This window comes from Pseudoclavibacter sp. Marseille-Q434, assembly GCF_050315415.1.
Lineage (GTDB): Bacteria > Actinomycetota > Actinomycetes > Actinomycetales > Microbacteriaceae > Pseudoclavibacter.
This window is the reverse complement of sequence record NZ_JBNPQH010000001.1, coordinates 1046701-1065451: the sequence shown is the minus strand read 5'-3', so window position 1 is coordinate 1065451 and position 18751 is coordinate 1046701. Positions and strand designations below refer to the sequence as shown.

Sequence of the window (18751 nt, the reverse complement as noted above, 5' to 3'; positions counted from 1 at the left end):
GGTGTGTCTGTTCAGCTGCAGTATGTCTTGGGTGCCTGTGCCAGGTCTCAGCCAGCACTAGTTCGGTCGAGTGGCGATCCAGACCGCCATGGCGACGCCGGCACCGATCCCGAAGATCCAGATGAAGAGGCCTTCGGAGACGGGTCCGAGCGATCCGAGGCTGTTGCCGCCGATCGTGCCCGTGACCTCGGTCTGCCAGCGGATGGCCGTGATGATGTCGGCCTTGTCCTGGGGGGTGAGGTTCGCGTCGTTGAAGACGGGCATGTTCTGCGGGCCGGTGATCATGGCCTCGTAGAGGTGCACCGGCTCGACGGTCATGAGCTCGGGAGCGAACTTGCCCTCGGTCAGGGCGCCGCCAGCGCCGGCCACGTTGTGGCACATCGCGCAGTTGATACGGAAGAGCTCGGCGCCGCGTGCCGCGTCGCCGTCGGCCTGCAGGTACTGCTCGTCCGGGACAGCGGGGCCGGGAGCCAGCGATGCCACGTAGTCCGCGAGGTCGCTGATGCCCTGCTCGTCGAACTGGACGGGCTTCGCGGGCGCCTGGGCGGCGTTCGCCTGCATCGGCATGCGGCCGGTTCCGACCTGGAAGTCGACGGCGGCTGCTCCGACGCCGATGAGGCTCGGACCGTTCTCCGTACCGGCGGCGTTCATGCCATGGCAGGTCGCGCAGTTCGCGCCGAAGAGCGCAGCACCGTTCTCGATGTCGCTCGCCGCGGCGGGGGCGGCACCTTGTGCTGCGGCCGCCGTCGTCGCGGAGTCGATCGCGGTGTACGCGCCTCCGGTGAGGAGGAGGCCGGCTCCGAGGAGTGCGGCGGTGGCGAGGGGGGTGCGGCGGCGTGCCGTCTTGCGGGTCGCCGTCTTCGCAGTCCGTGGCTTGGTGGTTCGGAACATTTGGGTGTTCTCCAGGATCGGGCTACGAGAAGTAGGGCAGCAGGTAGATGACGAAGAAGAGTGCAACCCAGACCACGTCGACGAAGTGCCAGTAGTACGAGATGCCCAGTGCGCTGCTGACCTCGCGGGTGCCCATGCGCCTGGCCGAGTACATGCGGCCGATGACGAGGAGGAACGTGACGAGTCCGCCGGTCACGTGCAGGCCGTGGAAGCCGGTCGTCATGTAGAAGGCGCTCGTGTACGCGTTGAGGTTGAGGACGTAGCCCTCGCTCACGAGCGTGGCGTACTCCCAGACCTGGCCCGCGACGAAGATGCCGCCGAGAAGGACCGTGAGGTAGAACCATTCGATGGCGCCCCAGTGCTTGGGGCTCTTGCCGGTCGCACGCGCCTGCTCGCGCTCAGCCGCGAACGTGCCGAACTGGCACGTGAACGACGAGCTCACGAGGATGAGCGTGTTGATGGTCGCGAAGGGGACGTTCAGCACGCTGTGGCCTTCGGCGAACTGCTCCGGCGCCATTGAGCGCAGTGTGAAGAAGATCGCGAAGAGCCCAGCGAAGAACATCACTTCGCTACCGAGCCAAACGATGACGCCGATGGCAGTCGTATTGGGGCGATGGACCGTGTGCACGGCCTGAGCGGAGGTTGCAGCAGTCACCTGACCATTATGACCGATTTCCCAGGCTCACGAGACAAGGCGGGCCCGACCGGCGGGTCGCGTCCGATTAGGTGTGCCTGGGTGGTGGACGACTATCGTTTCCTGCATGACTTCGACCGAGACCTGGCCCGGACTGCTCGAGAAGCTGCTTGGCGGTGAGGACCTGAGCGTCGCGCAGGCGACGTGGGCGATGCGCCAGGTGATGGCGGGCGAGGTGAGCGAGGCTCGGCTCGCGGCGTTCCTCGTGGCGCTCCGTGCGAAGGGGGAGACGGTCGAGGAGGTCGTCGGCTTCCGGGACGCGATCCTCGAGCACGCGGTGCCGCTCGATGTGCCGCCGATGGCGCTCGACATCGTCGGCACCGGCGGTGACATGGTCGGAACCGTCAACGTGTCGACCATGTCGTCGATGGTCTGCGCTGGGGCCGGGGTGCCGGTCGTCAAGCACGGCGGCGGTGCGTCCAGCGCGAAGTCGGGCTCCAGCGACGTCCTCTCGGCGCTCGGCGCCGTGCACACGGCCGATCCGGTGCGCGTGAAGCGGATCTTCGAGGAGGTCGGCCTGACGTTCGTGTACGCGGCGCAGTTCCATCCGGGCTTCGGGCACGCGCGGAAGGTGCGCGGCGAGCTCGGCGTCCCCACCGTGTTCAACCTGCTCGGCCCGCTCACCAACCCAGCACGACCGGAGGCCTCGGCGGTCGGCGTGGCACGCCAGGCGGCGATCCCCCTCATCACCGGCGTGTTCCGCACGCGCGGTGCGACGGCACTCGTCTTCCGAGGAGACGACGGGCTCGACGAGTTGAGCGTCACGGGATACAGCCACATCTGGGAGGTCTCGAACGGCGCGATCACGGAGCACGACCTTCATCCGCGCGACGTCGGCCTCGGCACGTACGACATGCAGGAGCTCCTCGGAGGCCTGCCAGAGGAGAACGCCGCGATCGCCCGCGACGTCCTGTCCGGGAAGCGACACGGTGCCGTCCGCGACATCGTGCTGCTCAACGCCGCCGCTGGCCTCGTCGCCTACGACCTCGCGCAGAATCCCGAGGCCGCCGAGCGGCCCCTCCGCGAGCGGCTGTCAGCCAGGATCGTGGATGCAGCGGCGAGCATCGACAGCGGGCGGGCGATCGAGACCCTCGACGCCTGGGTCGCCGCGACACGCGCCGCCTGACCCCGACGCAGCTCAGACCACGGAGAACGGCCGAGGCCCTCAGCAGGTGCTGCTGAGGGCCTCGACGTGTTCTCTGCGTTTCCCGGACTACGAGACGTCGTCGTCGACCCAGTCAAGCGTCTTCGAGACGGCCTTCTTCCAGTTGCGGTAGAGGCGCTCGCGCTCCTCTTCCGGCATCTGCGGGGTCCAGCGCTTGTCCTCCTGCCAGTTGGCGGACACCTCGTCGAGGTCCTTCCAGAACCCGACTGCGAGGCCGGCCGCGTAGGCGGCGCCGAGTGCGGTTGTCTCCGTGACCACGGGGCGAACGACATCGGTGTTGAGGATGTCGGCCTGGAACTGCATGAGCGTGTCGTTGGCGACCATGCCGCCGTCGACCTTGAGCTCGGCGAGGGGCACGCCTGAGTCAGCGTTCGACGCCTCGAGGACGTCGCGCGTCTGGTACGCCGTGGATTCCAGCGCTGCACGCGCGATGTGGTTCTTGTTGACGAAGCGCGTCAGACCGACGATGGCGCCTCGTGCATCCGGTCGCCAGTACGGCGCGAAGAGGCCCGAGAACGCGGGGACGATGTACGTGCCGCCGTTGTCCTCGACCTTGCTCGCCAGCTCTTCGATCTCCGGTGCCGAGTTGATGAGACCCAGGTTGTCGCGGAGCCACTGGACCAGCGAGCCGGTCACGGCGATCGAGCCCTCGAGCGCGTAGACGGGAGCCGCGTCGCCGAGCTTGTAGCAGAGCGTCGTGAGGAGCCCGTTCTCGGACTTCACGATCTTCTCGCCGGTGTTGTAGATCAGGAAGGACCCGGTGCCGTAGGTGTTCTTGGCCTCACCGGACGTGAAGGCTGTCTGCCCGAACGTCGCCGCCTGCTGGTCGCCGAGGATGCCGGAGATCGGGACTTCGCGGAGGAGCGACTGCGTGCTCGCGTGTCCGTAGACCTCGGACGAGGACTTGATCTCGGGGAGCATCGACGCTGGAACACCGAAGGCGTCCAGGATCGACTGGTCCCAGGCCAGCGTCTCGAGGTCCATGAAGAGCGTTCGGGAGGCGTTCGTGACGTCGGTGACGTGCACGCCCCCATTCACCCCGCCCGTCAGGTTCCAGAGCACCCAGCTGTCGGTCGTGCCGAAGATGAGGTCGCCTGCCTCGGCTCGCTCGCGCGCTCCGTCGACGTTCTCGAGGATCCAGACGATCTTGGTGCCGGAGAAGTAGGTGGCGAGGGGCAGGCCCACGGTGTCCTTGAACCGCTCGACGCCGCCGTCGGCCGCCAGGCGGTCCACGATGGCCTGGGTGCGCGTGTCCTGCCAGACGATCGCGTTGTAGACCGGCTCGCCGGTGGTCTTGTCCCAGACCACGGCCGTCTCGCGCTGGTTGGTGATGCCGATCGTGGCGATGTCGTGCCTGGTGATGTTCGCCTTCGAGAGCGCCTGGCCGATGACCTCTCGCGTGTTGTTCCAGATCTCCTTCGGGTCGTGCTCGACCCAGCCGGCCTGCGGGAAGATCTGCTCGTGTTCGAGCTGCCCCGTGGACACGATCGACCCTGAGTGGTCGAAGACGATGGCTCGAGAGGAGGTGGTGCCCTGGTCGATGGCGATGACGTACTTGCTCACGGAATGACTCCCTTGTCAGAGATGGTGATGTGCCAGTGGTGGTGACAGCGATGCCGACCTGGCGCGAGCATCGCGGGTGGTGTCATGCAGACAGTTTCGGGGCCGGATCTGTGAGGAGTCCGGCCCCGAAGACGTGGTGGTGTGCTCGCGGGTGCTAGGCGGTGACGCCTGGCAGGATCGCGGTGCCGACGAGGCCTGCGAGGATGCCGCCGATGATCGGTCCGACGATGGGGACCCACGAGTAGCTCCAGTCGCTGCCACCCTTGCCCTTGATGGGGAGGAAGGCGTGCGCGAGGCGGGGCCCGAGGTCACGTGCTGGGTTGATGGCGTATCCGGTCGGGCCACCGAGGCTCGCGCCGATGGAGACCACGACGATCGCGACGGCGAGCGGCGCGAGGTTGCCGAGGCTCGTCGAATCGGGTGCGGTCGATCCGAGGTCGCTGCCGAGGATCCCCGGGAAGTTCGTGAAGGCGATGACCGCGAGGACGAGGACGAACGTCGCGATGATCTCGGTCACGGTGTTCCAGCCGAGGCTGCGCTTCGCCGGGCCGGTGGCGAAGACCGCGAGCTTGGAGGCCGGGTCGGGTTCGTCGTCGAAGTGCAGCTTGTAGGCGAGCCACACGATGACGGCTCCGAGGATGGCACCGATCAGCTGGGCGAGAATGCGCAGGCCGATCTCTCCTCCGTCGATCGGGTCGCCGTTCACGAGGGCGTTGGCCGCGAGGCCCAGCGTCACTGCTGGGTTGAGCTGGCCGCCGGAGGCCGCAGACGAGAGCACGCCGATGAAGACGGCGAAGCCCCAGCCGAAGTTGATGAGGAGCCAGCCGCCGCCGTTGCCCTTCGTGCCTTTGAGGACGACGTTGGCGACGACACCGCAACCGAGGAGGACGAGCACTGCGGTGCCCACCAGCTCGGCCAAGAAGATCGATCCTAGATCCACGGGATTGCCTTTCTGGGAAGTTCGATACGGGGCGAGCCCGTGCCGCGATTGAGCGGTGCCTCACCCTAGGCACAGCGCGAACTAATACGCGCGTGTTACGAGGGAATTTCCCCGAATCGTGACAAGTCGGCGGCACTAGGCTGGGCCTGGTTGCAATGCTGCCGCCAATATCTCGTCGAGAGGATGATCGTGAAAAAGCTGATCAACGATCCGAAGGACGTTGTCAAAGAAGCGCTGGAAGGCATGGCGCTCGCACACGCCGACATTCTCCGGGTCGCTCCGGAGCCGGCGTTCCTCGTGCGCAACGACGCGCCGGTGGCCGGCAAGGTCGGCATCGTGTCCGGTGGCGGTTCTGGTCACGAGCCGATGCACGGAGGCCTGGTCGGGTACGGGATGCTCGACGCGGCAGTTCCTGGGCCCGTGTTCACCTCCCCGACGCCTGACCCCATCCTCGAGGCGACGAAAGCGGTCGACTCAGGCCGCGGGGTGCTCCACATCGTCAAGAACTACACGGGTGACGTCCTCAACTTCGAGACCGCATCCGACCTCGCGCTCGCCGAGGACATCGAGGTGCGCAGCGTCATCGTCGACGACGACGTGGCCGTCAAGGACTCGCTGTACACGGCGGGGCGTCGAGGCGTGGCAGGCACGGTGCTCGTGGAGAAGATCGCGGGTGCCTCGGCCGAGCGCGGCGACGACCTCGACACCGTCGCGGGCCTCGCGGAGCGCGTGAACGCGCAGACGCGATCGATGGGCGTCGCCCTGACGGCGTGCACGGTTCCGCACGCGGGGGAGCCGAGCTTCGACCTCGCTGAGGATGAGATCGAGATCGGCATCGGCATTCACGGGGAACCCGGGCGCGCGCGAATCGGGATCGAGCCTGCGGATGCGATTGTCGATCGCCTCTTGGCCCCGATTCTCGAGGACCTCCCTTTTGCATCCGGCGACAATGTTCTTCTCTTTGTGAACGGAATGGGGGGCACGCCGGAAATCGAGCTCTACATCGTGTTCCGGAGGGCGGCGGCGGTACTCGCAGAGCACGGGATCTCCGTGACTCGTCACCTCGTCGGGAACTTCACGACCTCGCTGGAGATGCAGGGATGCTCGATCACCGTGCTGAGACTCGACGACGAATTGACCGAATTATGGGATGCGCCCGTCCACACGGCGGCGCTCCGGTGGGGAAGGTAGGACATGGCACTCGACGGAAACTGGGCTCGCACATGGGTGGAGCTCTCCGCGGCCTCTATGGCCGAACATCGGACTGAGCTGATCCACCTCGACAGGAACATCGGTGACGGCGATCACGGCGAGAACATGGACCGAGGATTCCAGGCGGCTCTCGGGAAGCTGTCGACGCTCGAGGACGGCGCGACGCCGGCGGATGTGCTGAAGCTGCTCGCGACGACCCTCATCTCGACCGTCGGCGGTGCTGCGGGGCCGCTGTACGGGACAGCTTTCCTCAAGGGCGCGGTTGCCCTCAAGGGCAAGGCGGAACTCGACCCGGCTGACGTCGCGGCGTTCGTGGAGGCGGCGAGCGCCGGACTCCAGCAGCGCGGCAAGGCGCAGCCAGGCGACAAGACGATGGTGGACGCATGGTCCCCGGCCGCGTCCGCGGCGCAGAAGGCCTCGGACGCGGGCGAGGATGCCGTCTCGGTGCTGCGCGCCGCGGCGTTCGCCGCCGTCGAAGGCGCCGCGGCCACGGAGCCGCTCGTCGCGAGGAAGGGGCGGGCGAGCTACCTGGGCGAGCGGAGTGCGGGGCACCGCGACCCTGGAGCGCAGTCGACGGCCTACCTCCTCGGGGCCGCGGTCGAGGCCGCCTCGTGACAGTCGGCATCGTCGTCGTCTCTCACTCGGCCCGCATCGCTGATGGGCTCGTCGAGCTGGCCGGCCAGATGGCCGCTGACGTGGCGATCATCGCCGCCGGCGGCACGGAGGACGGTCGCGTCGGCACGAGCTTCGAGCTGATCGAGAGCGCCGTGGCACAGGCACGGTCCGGCGACGGAGTCGCGGTCTTCACCGACCTCGGTTCGGCCGTCATGACCGCCGAGACGGTCCTCGAGATGCTCGACGACGATGCCGACGAGGTCCGGCTCGTGGACGCGCCACTGGTCGAGGGCACGGTCGCGGCCGCCGTCGCTGCGGCGGGCGGTGCCTCTCTCGACGAGGTCGTCGCTGCTGGAGAGTCCGCTTGGCTGCGCCCAGCTGAGCAGTCGACCGGCCTCGGCGAGGGCTCTTCGCAGGAGGTCGCAGCGGATTCAGCGTCGGATGCCACGGTGCCCGACGCGAGCGCTCGCGTCACGATCGTCAACGATCAGGGGCTCCACGCGAGGCCGGCGGCGCAGCTCGCGGCGGCGGCGGCGAGATTCGAGGCGAAGATCACGATCGGCGGGGCCGACGCGGACAGCCTCCTGCGCATCATCTCGCTCGGGGCATCACACGGTCAGGAGATCGAGGTCGCCGCGACCGGCAGGGACGCGGACCAGGCTGTGCGAGAACTCGCCGAGCTCATCAGCTCCGGTTTCGGCGAAGCCTGAGGAACACGCAACCGCAGCACGCGGCACCGGCGCCGAGGAAAAGTCCCCGCGCGTCGGCGTCCGCGCCTTCGGTAGAATCAATGCCAGGCGGGGGCACACCCCGCCACACGCGGCCACCAGGGAGCTCACCGTCATGACCGTCTTCATCATCATCGGAGCGATCGGCCTCGGACTTCTCGTCTTCTCGATGTTCTTCGGAGAGATCCTCGACGTGGATGCCGGTGGACTGCTCTCGGTACCTGGCCTCGCGGTCGCCCTCGTCGTCTTCGGCGCCTCCGGGGCGATCACGGACAGCATGGGACTCCCGCAGTTCTGGGCCTACATCGTCGCGATCGTGATCGGTCTGATCGCCTACGTCGGATCTGCCCTCCTCGTGCGCAACCTCTCGAAGAGCAGCGATGGCGTGCCGCGCGACGTGACCGGGGATACCGGAACGGCGATGTCCCGCATCACGAACGCCAGCGGCGAAGTCGCGCTCGACGGCTCCCACGAGATCGAACGACGCCTCGCCTTCGCCGACGGGGACATCGAGCAGGGAACGCGCATCCGCGTCGTGCAGCACCTCGGCTCGCGCGTCAAAGTCGAACGCGAATCGAACTAAGCCCTGTCGCGCTCACCGGACGAGGCGGCAGGCGCGGTACGACCACAGCATGACCAACCACGACCTCCACGACAGGAAATCGACCATATGGACTTGATAACTGCCAACGTCTCCGTGATCGGCGTCATCGCGATCATCATCGCGCTGCTCGCCCTCGGTGTCTTCATCGCATCCCGCATCCGCCGCGTCCCACCGAACGAGGCCCTCATCATCGTCGGCCGCGGCGCCGGGCAGAAGGCCCAGAGCGACATGACGGGACAGCGCGTCGTGATCGGCGGCCGCACGTTCGTCTGGCCGATTCTGCAGCAGGGCTTCGCGCTCTCGCTCGAGCAGCGCCAGATCGGCATCCAGGTCGAGGGTGTCGACAAGAACCGCATCAAGATCGCCATCAAGGCGTCCATCAACTTCAAGGTGTCCGGCACCGAGGAAGGCGTGCGCCGCGCGGCCCAGCGATTCCTGGACCAGCAGGAAGCGCTCACCGACATCATCCGCGAGTCGCTCGAGGGCTCGCTTCGTTCCATCGTCGGAGACATGACGATCGAGCAGATCATCTCCGACCGCAAGAGCCTCTCCGACCGCGTCGTGTCCGAGACGAAGGCCGACCTCATCGAGCAGGGTCTGCAGGTCGACCTCCTCAACATCTCCGACATCTCCACGCCCGGCAGCGACTACCTGCAGAACCTCGGGCGTTCCGAGTCCGCTCGCGCCCGTCAGGTCGCGGAGGTCAGCGAGGCCGAAGCGGCCCGCGTGTCCGAGTTCGCGAAGATCGAGGCATCTGAGCGCATCGCAGAGCGTGAGAAGGAACTCCGTCTCCGTCAGGCCTCCATCAAGGCCGAGACCGACCGCGCAAACGCGGAAGCCGAGGCCGCTGGCCAGTTCGCACGGGCCGAGCAGGACCGCCTCGTCGCACAGCAGGAGCGCGAAGCGCTCATCGAGCAGGCGCTCGTGACGCAGGAGCGGCTCGACATCGAGATCCGCAAGCCTGCCGAAGCGGACGCCTACGCGAAGGTCCAGCAGGCAAACGCCATCCGCGACACCGAGAACGCGGCCACCGACGCCGAGGTCTACAAGCGCACCCGCACGGCAGAGGCCAACAAGGTGGCCGCCGTCCAGGACGCTGAAGCAGCGGCCGCCGCCGTCCGATACTCCGGTGAGGCCGACCGTGACCGCCAGATCGCGCTCGCAGCCGGTATTCGTGCAGAGGGTGACGCTCGCGCCGCCGCGATCCAGGCTGAGGGTCTTGCAGAGGCCGCAGCTACGGACGCCAAGGCTCAGGCTCTGCAAAAGTACGGCGAAGCCGCCATCGCGCAGGAGATCATCTCGCGCCTGCCGGAGATCGTCCGCGCCGCGGCCGACCCGATCAGCAACATCGAGAAGCTCACCGTCATCTCCACCGACGGTGCAAGCGCCGTCACGAAGACGGTCGGGTCCGTTCTCGGCGAGGGCACCGAGGTGCTCAAGACCCTCACGGGCATCGACCTGCAGCAGCTGGTCGGCTCGTTCGCCAAGGACGGTGGCCTCGCCCCCTCCGCTCCGAAGACGGGTGACACCACGCCGAACATCTGACCGAGAGTCGCGACCTCTCGTTCCGTGCACTGAGACGGGGCGGCCCCACCAGGGGTCGCCCCGTCTCGTCGTCTGCGGCGGCTACACTGACCGGCGTGAGCGTCGCCCCTGCAGAAGAGTCCCCGTCGATCTCCCTCGCGACGTTCCGGCCGAGCCAGCGTGACGTCCTCGCCCGCCTTGTCCCGACGCTGCTCGGCGTCGGTCTCGTGGCGTTCCTCGGCTACGCGCTGGCCACCGAGGCGGGCCGAACGCAGCTCGACGAGCGCGGCTTCGTGCCCCTGCTGCTCGGCTGGATCGCGATGCTCGGGCTGTGCATCCTGGGCGCAGTCGCTGCGCTCGCAGCCGAGCGTGGCGTGTCAACGGGACTTCGTTCCTACACCCGCCAGCGCGTGCTGCCGCTCGCTCTCGGGCACTCGATCCTGGCGGCCGCGGGCGCGACGTTCTGCAGCTTCTGGATCTCCGGGGGAGCGTACGACCTGCTCACGGTGCTCACGTGCACGTTCGTGCTCACGCTGCTGTTCACCGCGTCCGTGCTCGTGCCGGCGTACCTGACGGGCTTCGCACGCGCGGAGGCGGCGAGAGCCTAGAGCAGCACCTGCGGCGAGATCTCCACGGTCTGCTCAGGAGGCAGCCCGAACTGCGCTGCGGGAGACGACGCACCGCGCGACATGAGCACGAAGAACTTGGCCCGCCAGGTCGCCATTCCACTCGCGTGGCCTGGCCGGAGCGCGATGCGCGAGAGGAAGAAGATCGCGCTCTCGTTGTCGAACTGCGAGACGGTGCCGGCGAGCCGGGCGTCCCGAAGCGACAGCGGCACGTCCCGACGGTCGAGGAACCCGTAGGTCAGGGTGATGTGCACGAGGCCCTCGGGGGCTGGCCCGATGTCGTCGATCCGACAGCGCGCGCGCTCCGGGATGTGCGGCACATCGGCCGTCGCGACGCGCACGAGCAGCACGTGCTCGTGGAGCGCGTGGTTGACCCGGGTGTTGAGGCGGAGCGCGAGGGGCGCCGTGCGGGCGCCGCCGTGGGGGTAGATGGCCCAACCGGGGACGCGCGTCGGCTGGTCCGCGAGGAGCCTCCTCATGAGCTCCTGCAGGGTGCCCTCCAGGCGCTCGCGCCTGCCGGTGACGATCTCGCGGCCGCGTCTCCAGGTGAGCATGGTCAGGATGATCGCGGCGGCCAGCACGAGCGGCAGCCAGCCGCCCGCGAAGAACTTCACGAGACCCGAGACGAAGAAGGCGAGCTCGAGCAGGACGATCGGCACCGTCACGAGCAGCACTCGGTACCAGGGCCATTCCCACACGATGCGCAGGTACACGATGAAGAGCGACGACGTGAGCAGGAAGGTAGTCGTCACCGCGAGCCCGTAGGCCGCCGCCAGGTTCTCCGACGTTCGGAACCCGAGGACGACCCCGATGATCAGCACGAGAAGGATCATCGAGACGACCGGGATGTAGATCTGGCCGATGGACGCACGCGAGGTGTGCTTGACGCTGAGGTTCGGCAGGAAGCCGAGCCGCATGGCCTGTCTGGCGACCGAGAAGGTGCCGGAGATCACCGACTGGGAGGCGATGACGGTGGCGAGCGTCGCGAGGCCGATGAGGGGGAACACCGCCCAGGTGGGGGCCATGCGGAAGAAGGGGTTGTCGATGGCGGTCGGGTCCTCGATGACGAGGGCGCCCTGACCGAGGTAGCAGACCGTGAGGGCCGGGAACACGACGAACAGCCAGGCCTTCGAGATGGGGGAGCGGCCGAAATGGCCGAGGTCGGCGTAGAGGGCCTCGGCGCCCGTGACGGCAAGCACCACGGCTCCCAGCGCCACGCCGGCGATGAGCGGCTCGCTGAAGATGAAGCCGAGCGCGTGGTGCGGAGAGAACGCCGCGAGGATCTCGGGATGCTCCAGGATGTGGGGGATTCCGAGCAGCGCGAGGGTGATGAACCAGATCAGCATGATCGGGCCGAACAGACGGCCGATGCCGGCGGTGCCGAACCGCTGCAGCGCGAAGAGGCCGACGAGCACGACGAGGGCGATGGGCACGACCAGTGCCCCGGTGCCCGGCACCGCGATCTCAAGGCCCTCGACGGCTGACAGCACGGACACCGCAGGCGTGATGACGCTGTCCCCGAAGAAGAGGGCTGCCCCGATGATCCCGACGAGGGTCGTCGCGGCCATGGCGCGCCGTGATCCGCGAAGGCGCCGCCCGATGAGGGTGGAGAGCGCGAGGATCCCGCCCTCGCCCTCGTGGTCGGCGCGGAGCACGAACAGCACGTACTTGACGGTGACGAGCAGCGTGACGGCCCAGATGATGAGCGAGATCAGCCCATAGACGTGCGCGATGCTCGGCTGCACGATGCCGTCGTGCTCGGAGAACACCGCCCGCAGGGCGTAGAGGGGACTCGTGCCGATATCGCCGAAGACGATGCCGATCGCGGCGACGCCCACGGCGGACCGGGCGAGGAGGGTGCCGCTGGTTCTGGTGTGGGAGGCGGCGGCAGCCTCTGGTCGCGCGGTGCGCAGATCGTGCATGCGACCAATGTAGACCCGGTCTGCGTGCGTGCCGACCGGAGACTAGAATTCCCGGGTTCGGCATCGAGCAGTATCGAGGGGGTTCCGGTGACCAGCAGCACAGTCCAGACCGAGGCGCAGCATCCGCACAGCGAGGGGACGGCGCCCGGCGGGCTGCGTCGTGGTCTCAAGGCCAGGCATCTGCAGCTCCTGGCGATCGGCGGAGCCATCGGCACCGGGCTCTTCCTGGGGTCGGGGACCACGATCAGCCTCGCCGGACCGTCGATCATCTTCGTGTACGCGATCGTCGGCCTCGCGCTGTTCTTCGTCATGCGGGCCCTCGGGGAGCTGCTGCTCTCGAACCTCGGGTACAAGACGTTCGGGGACGTCGCGGCCGACCTCATCGGCCCCTGGGCCGGTTACGTCGTCGCCTGGACGTACTGGCTGGCGTGGGTCATCACGGTCATCGCCGACATCGTCGCCATCACGGGCTATGTGGCGTTCTTCAACGCCGACATCCCCGCCTGGGCGCCGGCGATCGCCACGGCGATCGGTCTGCTCCTCCTCAACCTGCAGCCGGTCAAGGCCTTCGGCGAGACGGAGTTCTGGTTCGCGATCATCAAGGTCGTGGCGATTCTCGCCCTCATCGGCGTCGGCATCTTCCTGCTCGTCACCGGCTTCACGAGCGCGGACGGCGTCACGGCCTCGGTCTCGCACCTGTGGGACCACGGCGGCATGTTCCCGTTCGGCATCAGCGGGTTCATCCTGGGCTTCCAGATGGGCGTGTTCGCGTTCGTCGGCATCGAGCTCGTCGGCACGGCCTCCGCGGAGGCGGAGGATCCTGAGAAGAACCTGCCGAAGGCCATCAACTCGGTCGTCGTGCGCATCCTCGTGTTCTACGTCGGCGCGCTCGTCATCATCATGTCGGTGACCCCCTGGGACCAGATCCAGCCGGGAGTGAGCCCGTTCACCTCGATGTTCGAGCTCATCGGGTTCCCGGCGGCGGCCATCGTCGTCAACCTGGTGGTGCTCACCTCGGCGGCGTCGAGCGCCAACTCCGGCTTCTACTCGTCGACGCGGATGCTCTACGGCCTCGCGGCGGACGGGCAGGCGACGAAGCGGTTCGGCCTCCTCAACTCGCGTGGCGTGCCGACGCAGGGCGTGTTCTTCACGACGGCGTTCCTCTTCGCGGCGCTACCTGTGCTCGCCCTCGGTGACAACGTGATGGCGGCCTTCACGGTCGTGACCTCCGTGAGCTCCCTCAACTTCATCGCGACGTGGACGTTCATCCTCGTCAGCTACCTCATGTTCAGGAAGAAGCGCCCCGAGCTCCACGAGGCCTCGAAGTTCAAGATGCCGGGCGGACGGTTCATGCCGTGGGTGATCCTGGCGTTCTTCGCCTTCATCCTCGTCGCGCTCGCCATGGGCGAGGACACCCGCGCCGGCCTGATCGTGCTGCCGTTGTGGTTCCTCGGCCTCGGCCTCATGTGGCGCCTCGTCGTCAGCAAGCGGGTGTCCCGTCGTGGGGCCGAGGAGCTCGACGAGCTCGCCGAGGGCACCGCGCCCTAGTCCGTCAGCGACTGCCCCCTGGATCCGACGATGGAGCGCAGCATGGCGCGCAGGATCCCGAAGAAGCCGAGCAGGCCGATCACCGCCCCCAGCAGGTTGAACAGCTGCAGGCCGGGGGCGAGCGTTGGACCGCCGCCCGCGACGACCAGCACGATCGCGAGGATCACGGCAGTCAGGGCCACCGCCGTGTCGATGCCTCGGCTGACGAGCCCCCCGAGCCAGCTGCGATCCTGTCGGTCGGAGAACGGACTGACCCGCACGCTCAGCTCGCCGTCTTCGAGCTTCGAGACGATCGTGTCGATGCGGTTCGGCATGCGGGCAGCATAGGCGGCGGCGATGGCGGCCTTCGCCTGCGCGGTGCCGACGACCCGCTTGAGTGCGAGGAGCTGCTTCAGCAGCTTCGGCACGAAGGGGAGCGCGCGCTGCACGAAGTCGAAGTCCGGTTCGATGACTCGAAGGCAGCCCTCGAGCGTCGCGAAGCTGCGGAACGCGGAGGCGAGCGTCGAGGGGAGCGCGAGGTGGTGCTTGCGGATGACGTCGAGCATCATCGTGAAGATCGAGCCCTCCCCGCGAGGCCAGTGCTGCACCGAGGTGAGTGCGATGCCGATGTCGTGCCGGAAGGCCTCCACGTCGAGGTCCTCGGGAGCGTCGACGATGAGGAGCAGCGCGTCGGCGGCCGACACGTCGTCGTCGCTCGCCGCCGAGAGCAGGAACGCGGCCAGGTGCTCGCGCTGGCTTCGCTGCACGATGCCGATCGCGCCGAAGTCGATGAGGCCGAGCGTGCCGTCGTCGCGGATGAACACATTGCCGGGGTGCAGATCGGCGTGGAAGACGCCGTAGACGAGGATCTGCTCGATGACCGTCTCCATGAGCGTCTGCGCGAGGTCGTGACGGGCCTCCGGGCCCAGCGCCTCCAGGCGGTCGGTTGCTGAGCTCAGCGGGCTCCCGTCCATGACGTCCATCGTCAGGACCCTGCGCGCGCTCGCCGCCGAGTACACGGCAGGGATGGCGATCTCCGTGAGCTCGGGGGAGCCCGCGTGGATCTCGCGCATCGTGCTCTCGATCATGTGCACGTTTCGAGCCTCGACGCGATAGTCGAGCTCCTCTTCCAACGTCGTCGTGAAGCCGGCAGCCATCGCGGAGAGCCGCATCTCCCTGCCGAGCGCCGTGTGCGTCTCGGCCCGGTCCGCGAGACGCCCGATGATGTCCACGTCGGCTTCGACCTGAGCGCGCGCATCCGGTCGCTGCACCTTGACGACGACGGGGGTGCCGTCGACGAGGCGGGCGCGGTGCACCTGTGCGACCGAGGCGGCCGCCAGGGGAGTGGAGTCGATCTCCCGGAAGATCGTGTCGAGAGGCGCCCCGAGCTCGCTCTTCAGCACCCGCTCGATCTCGGGCCACGGCACCGTCGTCGCGTTGGACTGCAGCAGCGCGAGCGCGGAGAGGTAGGGCTCCGGGACGAGGTCACGTCTCGTCGAGAGGACCTGCCCGAGCTTCACGAACGTGACGCCGGCGTGGTTGATGGTCGTGATGAGGGCATCCGCGCGCTGCTGGGCGGTCGTGCGCCCCTCTGCGGTCGAGGTGCGGCGCCCGTGCAGCAGCCAGCCGGCCCCGTCGCGCGACGCGATCGTGAGGATCTGCAGATAGCGCTTCGTACGGCTGCGGCGCCGGATGGCGGAGCGGACGAGCTCGATGGGGTTCGGGAACGCGCGGGTGGGGATGGTCGCCTCGAGGGCGACGAGGACGAGCACGCCGAGGGCGAAGATCCACGAGACGGCGAGGAGCACCACGACCACGACGACCGTGAAGTTGGTCTCGCCGTCCTCGAGCTGGTCGACGCCGGTCTCGCGGATGATCCAGTTGCCGAAGGGGATCGAGGCGATCACGACGAGCGCTCCGACGATGATCGCCCGGATGTACCCGATCGGCACGCCGAGCACGCGGCGGGACACGAGCCCCACGAGGATGGCGGCGAGGATCGCGACGGCGATCAGCAGGGCGTTGGCGAACACGGCGCTCCTCGTCTGATGGGGGACTCGCCCAGGCTAGCCGCTCGGCTGGCGCTCGAGCATGCCGGCCGACCTGCGAAGTCGTTCGAGCTCTGACCGATCGCGTGCCACCGCTGCGGTCAGCGCGAGAGGTACGGGAGGTGCGGCGCCGCACCCTCTGCGAACTGGCGCAGGATTCGCCGCTGCGTCTCGGCGGGGTAGTCGAAGGGGAGTGCGATCACGAGCTCGTCAGCGGCGTGGATGCCGGCGTCGTCCGCGAGCGCTTCGGCGATCTGCTCGCCGGTGCCGCTCGCAACGCGCCCGAACTGGAATGGCAGCGGACCTCCGCCCACGTTCGCAGCACGCTCGGCGTCGCGCTCGAGCAGCCACTCGAGCTCGGAGCGTTCGGCGGGAGTGTCGAATGGCACGATGGCGCGACTCACAGAGGCGAACGAGGTGAGGGAGCTCGCCTTGGCGTGCTCTTCGCGATAATCGCGGATGTACTGCGCCTGCGTGTCCTCGAAGCCGAGGTCCCCGATCTCCGTGTTGAGGGTCGAGAGCTGCAGTCGCAGTCCGCGCCTGCCGGTCTTCCGCGCGCTTGTGCCGCCACCGGCCCCGTAGGCGACGCGGCCCCTGAGCCCCGGACTCTGAGGCTGCGCGGTCAGCGCGCTGCCGGCCTCGGCGAAAGGCAGGTCGGTTTCGGCCGTGGCGATGGTTCTCCCTTCGATCGCCGTGAGGAAGGTGTCGAGACGTGCGTCGACGAGCGCACGCACGTCATCGCCCTCGATCCTGCCGAAGGCCTGCGCGAACGTCGACTCGGTCGCCGCGTATCCGGAGCTGAGCCCGAGCTCGAGCCGTCCTCCCGTGAGCAGATCGAGCGTCGCCGCGTCCTCAGCGAGGCGCACCGGCTGCTCGAAGCGCAGGGGAGTGACGCTCGTCCCGACTCGGATGCGCCGGGCGCGTTGGGCCGCTGCGGCGAGGAACGTGAAGGCCGAGGAAAGGTACGTCTCGAGGTGCCGGTGGCGCACGTACCCGGTGTCGTAGCCGAGGTCTTCGGCGTACTCGAAGAGCTCCAAGCCCTCCTGGAGGCCGAGCGATCGATGCGCGGAGACTCTGGTGTGCTCGACGAAGGCGAGGAAGGAGAGTCGTTTCGGAGTGGTGGGTGCTGGCTGCGTCGCAAGATCGCTCATGATCTCCCAAGCATCCCGCCGGAATCACGGCCAGCCGTGCATTCTCGTCATGGAGCGTAAGGCCGAGTGAGGAGACGTGCGCGCCGATCTCATCTCTGGAGAGATGCCGCTTGCTGCGCTCTTCCTAGATCATAAAGATATAAAGAGCATCGGCCTCGCGTGAGCGTCATTCGACCGCCGCTCAACTCCGCTCGACAGGCAACCACAACTCGCACGTCGCCGTGCTGAAGTCTGGCGACCGGTCGATGATCGCGACGATCGAGGGGCCCGGGCGCAGCCGCCACGGGTTGGACGGGAACCAATCGGTCGCCGTGGCGGCCCAGAGCTGTTGCAGTGCAGCCGGGTAGTCTCCAGTTGCTGTGAAGACGGCCCAGGTTCCCGCCGGCACCCCGATGACGTCGAGGTCGTCTGGCACCGCATGGTCGTGCCCCACGGCGACGCCGTGCAGATAGGTCAGGGGAGTGCCCTCCGTGTAGTCCGGGTCGACGTCGGCGCTCACCTGGAGCAAGCCGGTCGGCTCGCCGGAACTCAGTGCCTTGAGCCTCGCGTGCGCCTCCGCCGGAATCGCCGCGATATGCGCCTGGATGTGAGGATTCACGCCGTTGTGGATGAGCGGAACGCGTGCGGCGTGCCCGATCAGCTGGAAAGCGGGATGTTCGATGATTCGTGTGTCCATGGGGGAGTTCCCTTCTACGGTCAGGCGGAACCTGAGTTGCGGTTGTGAGCGAAGGGGGCCACCGGCTCGGCGAACCTCACCGGGTGTCGATCCGTGCACGGCGCGGAACGCCCGGCCGAAGGCCTCGGTCGATCCGTAGCCGAACTGGGTTGCGATCTCGAGCAGCTCGTCATCGCCGAGCACATCGCCTGCAGCCACGGTCATGCGCCGTCGCCTGATGTACTCGCTCAAGGGCATCCCGGCGAGCGATGAGAACATCCGCCGAGCGTGGTATTCGGTCGTGCCGAGCGAGCTGGCGAGCGAGGCGACGTCGATGCTGTCGCCGAGATGCGCCTCGATGTGCTGGACGAGATGGTTGAGTGTCGAGATCACGGTTCCTCCTTCGATGACGATTCTGTCCAGGAGAGCGGATGCGCACCCGATCATCGTGGTCCGATCAGATCATCGCCGGTTGTGTGGACATTGCTGGCGAGTGGAGAGCAGAGGAGCGGGACGACACCTCGTAATGTCATAATGTGCATTATCGGATGTAGCGAAGGCGGCTCGTCATGCGCGAGCACGTCGCCCCGCATCCAGTAGGCTGTGTGGACGCGGTGATGATTTTGCCGTGGCTGACTTCGTGGCTCGCGCCACCTCGTCGTTGTTTGTGTCACTGAGAGATTCTGGGAGCCGACACTCGTGAGCGTTCTGATTGCCATCGGTTGCATCATCATCTTCGGCGCCGGCATCTGGTGCTACGGACTGGCCTTCCAGGTCGACGGCGACACGCTTCGTCTCCTGGTGTTCTTGGCCGGCATCCTCCTGAACTCACTGGCGCTGTTCATCCCGTGGCAGCTCGTGGGCCAAAGCCGCAAGTAGCGACCGA

17 protein-coding genes are annotated in these 18751 nt (G+C 67.6%); 9 read left to right on the top strand and 8 right to left on the bottom strand.

From position 1 onward, the window contains the following. Nucleotides 1–57 precede the first annotated feature (57 nt). On the bottom strand, nt 58–891 hold the full coding sequence (locus ACQFZP_RS05150; RefSeq protein ID WP_104252851.1) for a cytochrome bc1 complex diheme cytochrome c subunit: 834 nt from the start codon (nt 889–891) through the stop codon (nt 58–60). Nucleotides 892–913: 22 nt separating this feature from the next. Next, complete coding sequence (locus ACQFZP_RS05145; RefSeq protein WP_211890514.1) at nt 914–1546, bottom strand: aa3-type cytochrome oxidase subunit III; 633 nt, start codon at nt 1544–1546, stop codon at nt 914–916. 106 nt (nt 1547–1652) lie between these two features. Here ACQFZP_RS05145 and trpD point away from each other — a divergent pair, with 106 nt between their 5' ends. Beyond that, nucleotides 1653–2711, top strand: a complete 1059-nt coding sequence (trpD, locus tag ACQFZP_RS05140) for an anthranilate phosphoribosyltransferase (RefSeq protein ID WP_179556801.1) — start codon at nt 1653–1655, stop codon at nt 2709–2711. Nucleotides 2712–2798: 87 nt separating this feature from the next. Here the strand turns inward: trpD and glpK are convergent, their stop codons facing one another. Together glpK and ACQFZP_RS05130 are read right to left on the bottom strand one after the other, a co-directional pair. Next, complete coding sequence (glpK, locus tag ACQFZP_RS05135) at nt 2799–4313, bottom strand: glycerol kinase GlpK (RefSeq protein ID WP_104311865.1); 1515 nt, start codon at nt 4311–4313, stop codon at nt 2799–2801. 154 nt (nt 4314–4467) lie between these two features. Then, a complete protein-coding gene (locus tag ACQFZP_RS05130; RefSeq protein ID WP_211890513.1) occupies nt 4468–5253 on the bottom strand; it encodes an MIP/aquaporin family protein in 786 nt (261 codons plus the stop codon). Between the two features lie 189 nt (nt 5254–5442). Between ACQFZP_RS05130 and dhaK the strand changes: the two genes are divergently transcribed. The 6 genes from dhaK (at nt 5443) to ACQFZP_RS05100 (ending at nt 10544) form a co-directional block, all read left to right on the top strand. Beyond that, nucleotides 5443–6444, top strand: a complete 1002-nt coding sequence (gene dhaK, locus ACQFZP_RS05125; protein ID WP_211890512.1) for a dihydroxyacetone kinase subunit DhaK — start codon at nt 5443–5445, stop codon at nt 6442–6444. Nucleotides 6445–6447: 3 nt separating this feature from the next. Next, nucleotides 6448–7080 (top strand): dihydroxyacetone kinase subunit DhaL, encoded by a 633-nt coding sequence (gene dhaL, locus ACQFZP_RS05120; protein ID WP_104311867.1) that lies wholly within the window; start codon nt 6448–6450, stop codon nt 7078–7080. Beyond that, on the top strand, nt 7077–7790 hold the full coding sequence (dhaM, locus tag ACQFZP_RS05115) for a dihydroxyacetone kinase phosphoryl donor subunit DhaM (RefSeq protein ID WP_211890511.1): 714 nt from the start codon (nt 7077–7079) through the stop codon (nt 7788–7790). The genes dhaL and dhaM overlap by 4 nt, the downstream gene beginning before the upstream one ends. A gap of 133 nt (nt 7791–7923) precedes the next feature. After that, on the top strand, nt 7924–8391 hold the full coding sequence (locus ACQFZP_RS05110; protein ID WP_104311869.1) for an NfeD family protein: 468 nt from the start codon (nt 7924–7926) through the stop codon (nt 8389–8391). 87 nt (nt 8392–8478) lie between these two features. Continuing rightward, complete coding sequence (locus ACQFZP_RS05105; protein ID WP_104311870.1) at nt 8479–9957, top strand: flotillin family protein; 1479 nt, start codon at nt 8479–8481, stop codon at nt 9955–9957. 95 nt (nt 9958–10052) lie between these two features. After that, nucleotides 10053–10544 (top strand): hypothetical protein, encoded by a 492-nt coding sequence (locus ACQFZP_RS05100; protein ID WP_211890510.1) that lies wholly within the window; start codon nt 10053–10055, stop codon nt 10542–10544. Here the strand turns inward: ACQFZP_RS05100 and ACQFZP_RS05095 are convergent. After that, nucleotides 10541–12484, bottom strand: coding sequence for a potassium transporter Kup (locus ACQFZP_RS05095; RefSeq protein WP_104311872.1), 1944 nt, complete (start codon nt 12482–12484; stop codon nt 10541–10543). The two genes, ACQFZP_RS05100 and ACQFZP_RS05095, sit on opposite strands and share 4 nt — an antisense overlap. 87 nt (nt 12485–12571) lie before the next feature. Between ACQFZP_RS05095 and ACQFZP_RS05090 the strand changes: the two genes are divergently transcribed. Further along, nucleotides 12572–14032, top strand: a complete 1461-nt coding sequence (locus tag ACQFZP_RS05090) for an amino acid permease (RefSeq protein WP_211890509.1) — start codon at nt 12572–12574, stop codon at nt 14030–14032. Here the strand turns inward: ACQFZP_RS05090 and ACQFZP_RS05085 are convergent. The 3 genes from ACQFZP_RS05085 to ACQFZP_RS05075 form a co-directional block, all read right to left on the bottom strand. Further along, entirely contained in the window at nt 14029–16044 is a 2016-nt protein-coding gene (locus tag ACQFZP_RS05085) for an ABC1 kinase family protein (protein WP_211890508.1), read from the bottom strand. The two genes, ACQFZP_RS05090 and ACQFZP_RS05085, sit on opposite strands and share 4 nt — an antisense overlap. 116 nt (nt 16045–16160) lie before the next feature. After that, the gene (locus ACQFZP_RS05080; protein WP_211890507.1) at nt 16161–17210 is read right to left on the bottom strand and encodes an LLM class flavin-dependent oxidoreductase; all 1050 of its coding nucleotides are present in this window, start codon (nt 17208–17210) and stop codon (nt 16161–16163) included. 181 nt (nt 17211–17391) lie between these two features. Continuing rightward, nucleotides 17392–18258 carry an AraC family transcriptional regulator gene (locus ACQFZP_RS05075; protein WP_211890506.1) on the bottom strand — a complete coding sequence of 289 codons (867 nt, stop codon included), beginning with the start codon at nt 18256–18258 and terminating at the stop codon, nt 17392–17394. A 306-nt stretch (nt 18259–18564) separates the two neighbouring features. Between ACQFZP_RS05075 and ACQFZP_RS05070 the strand changes: the two genes are divergently transcribed. Next, on the top strand, nt 18565–18744 hold the full coding sequence (locus tag ACQFZP_RS05070; protein ID WP_068479684.1) for a hypothetical protein: 180 nt from the start codon (nt 18565–18567) through the stop codon (nt 18742–18744). Nucleotides 18745–18751: the final 7 nt, after the last annotated feature.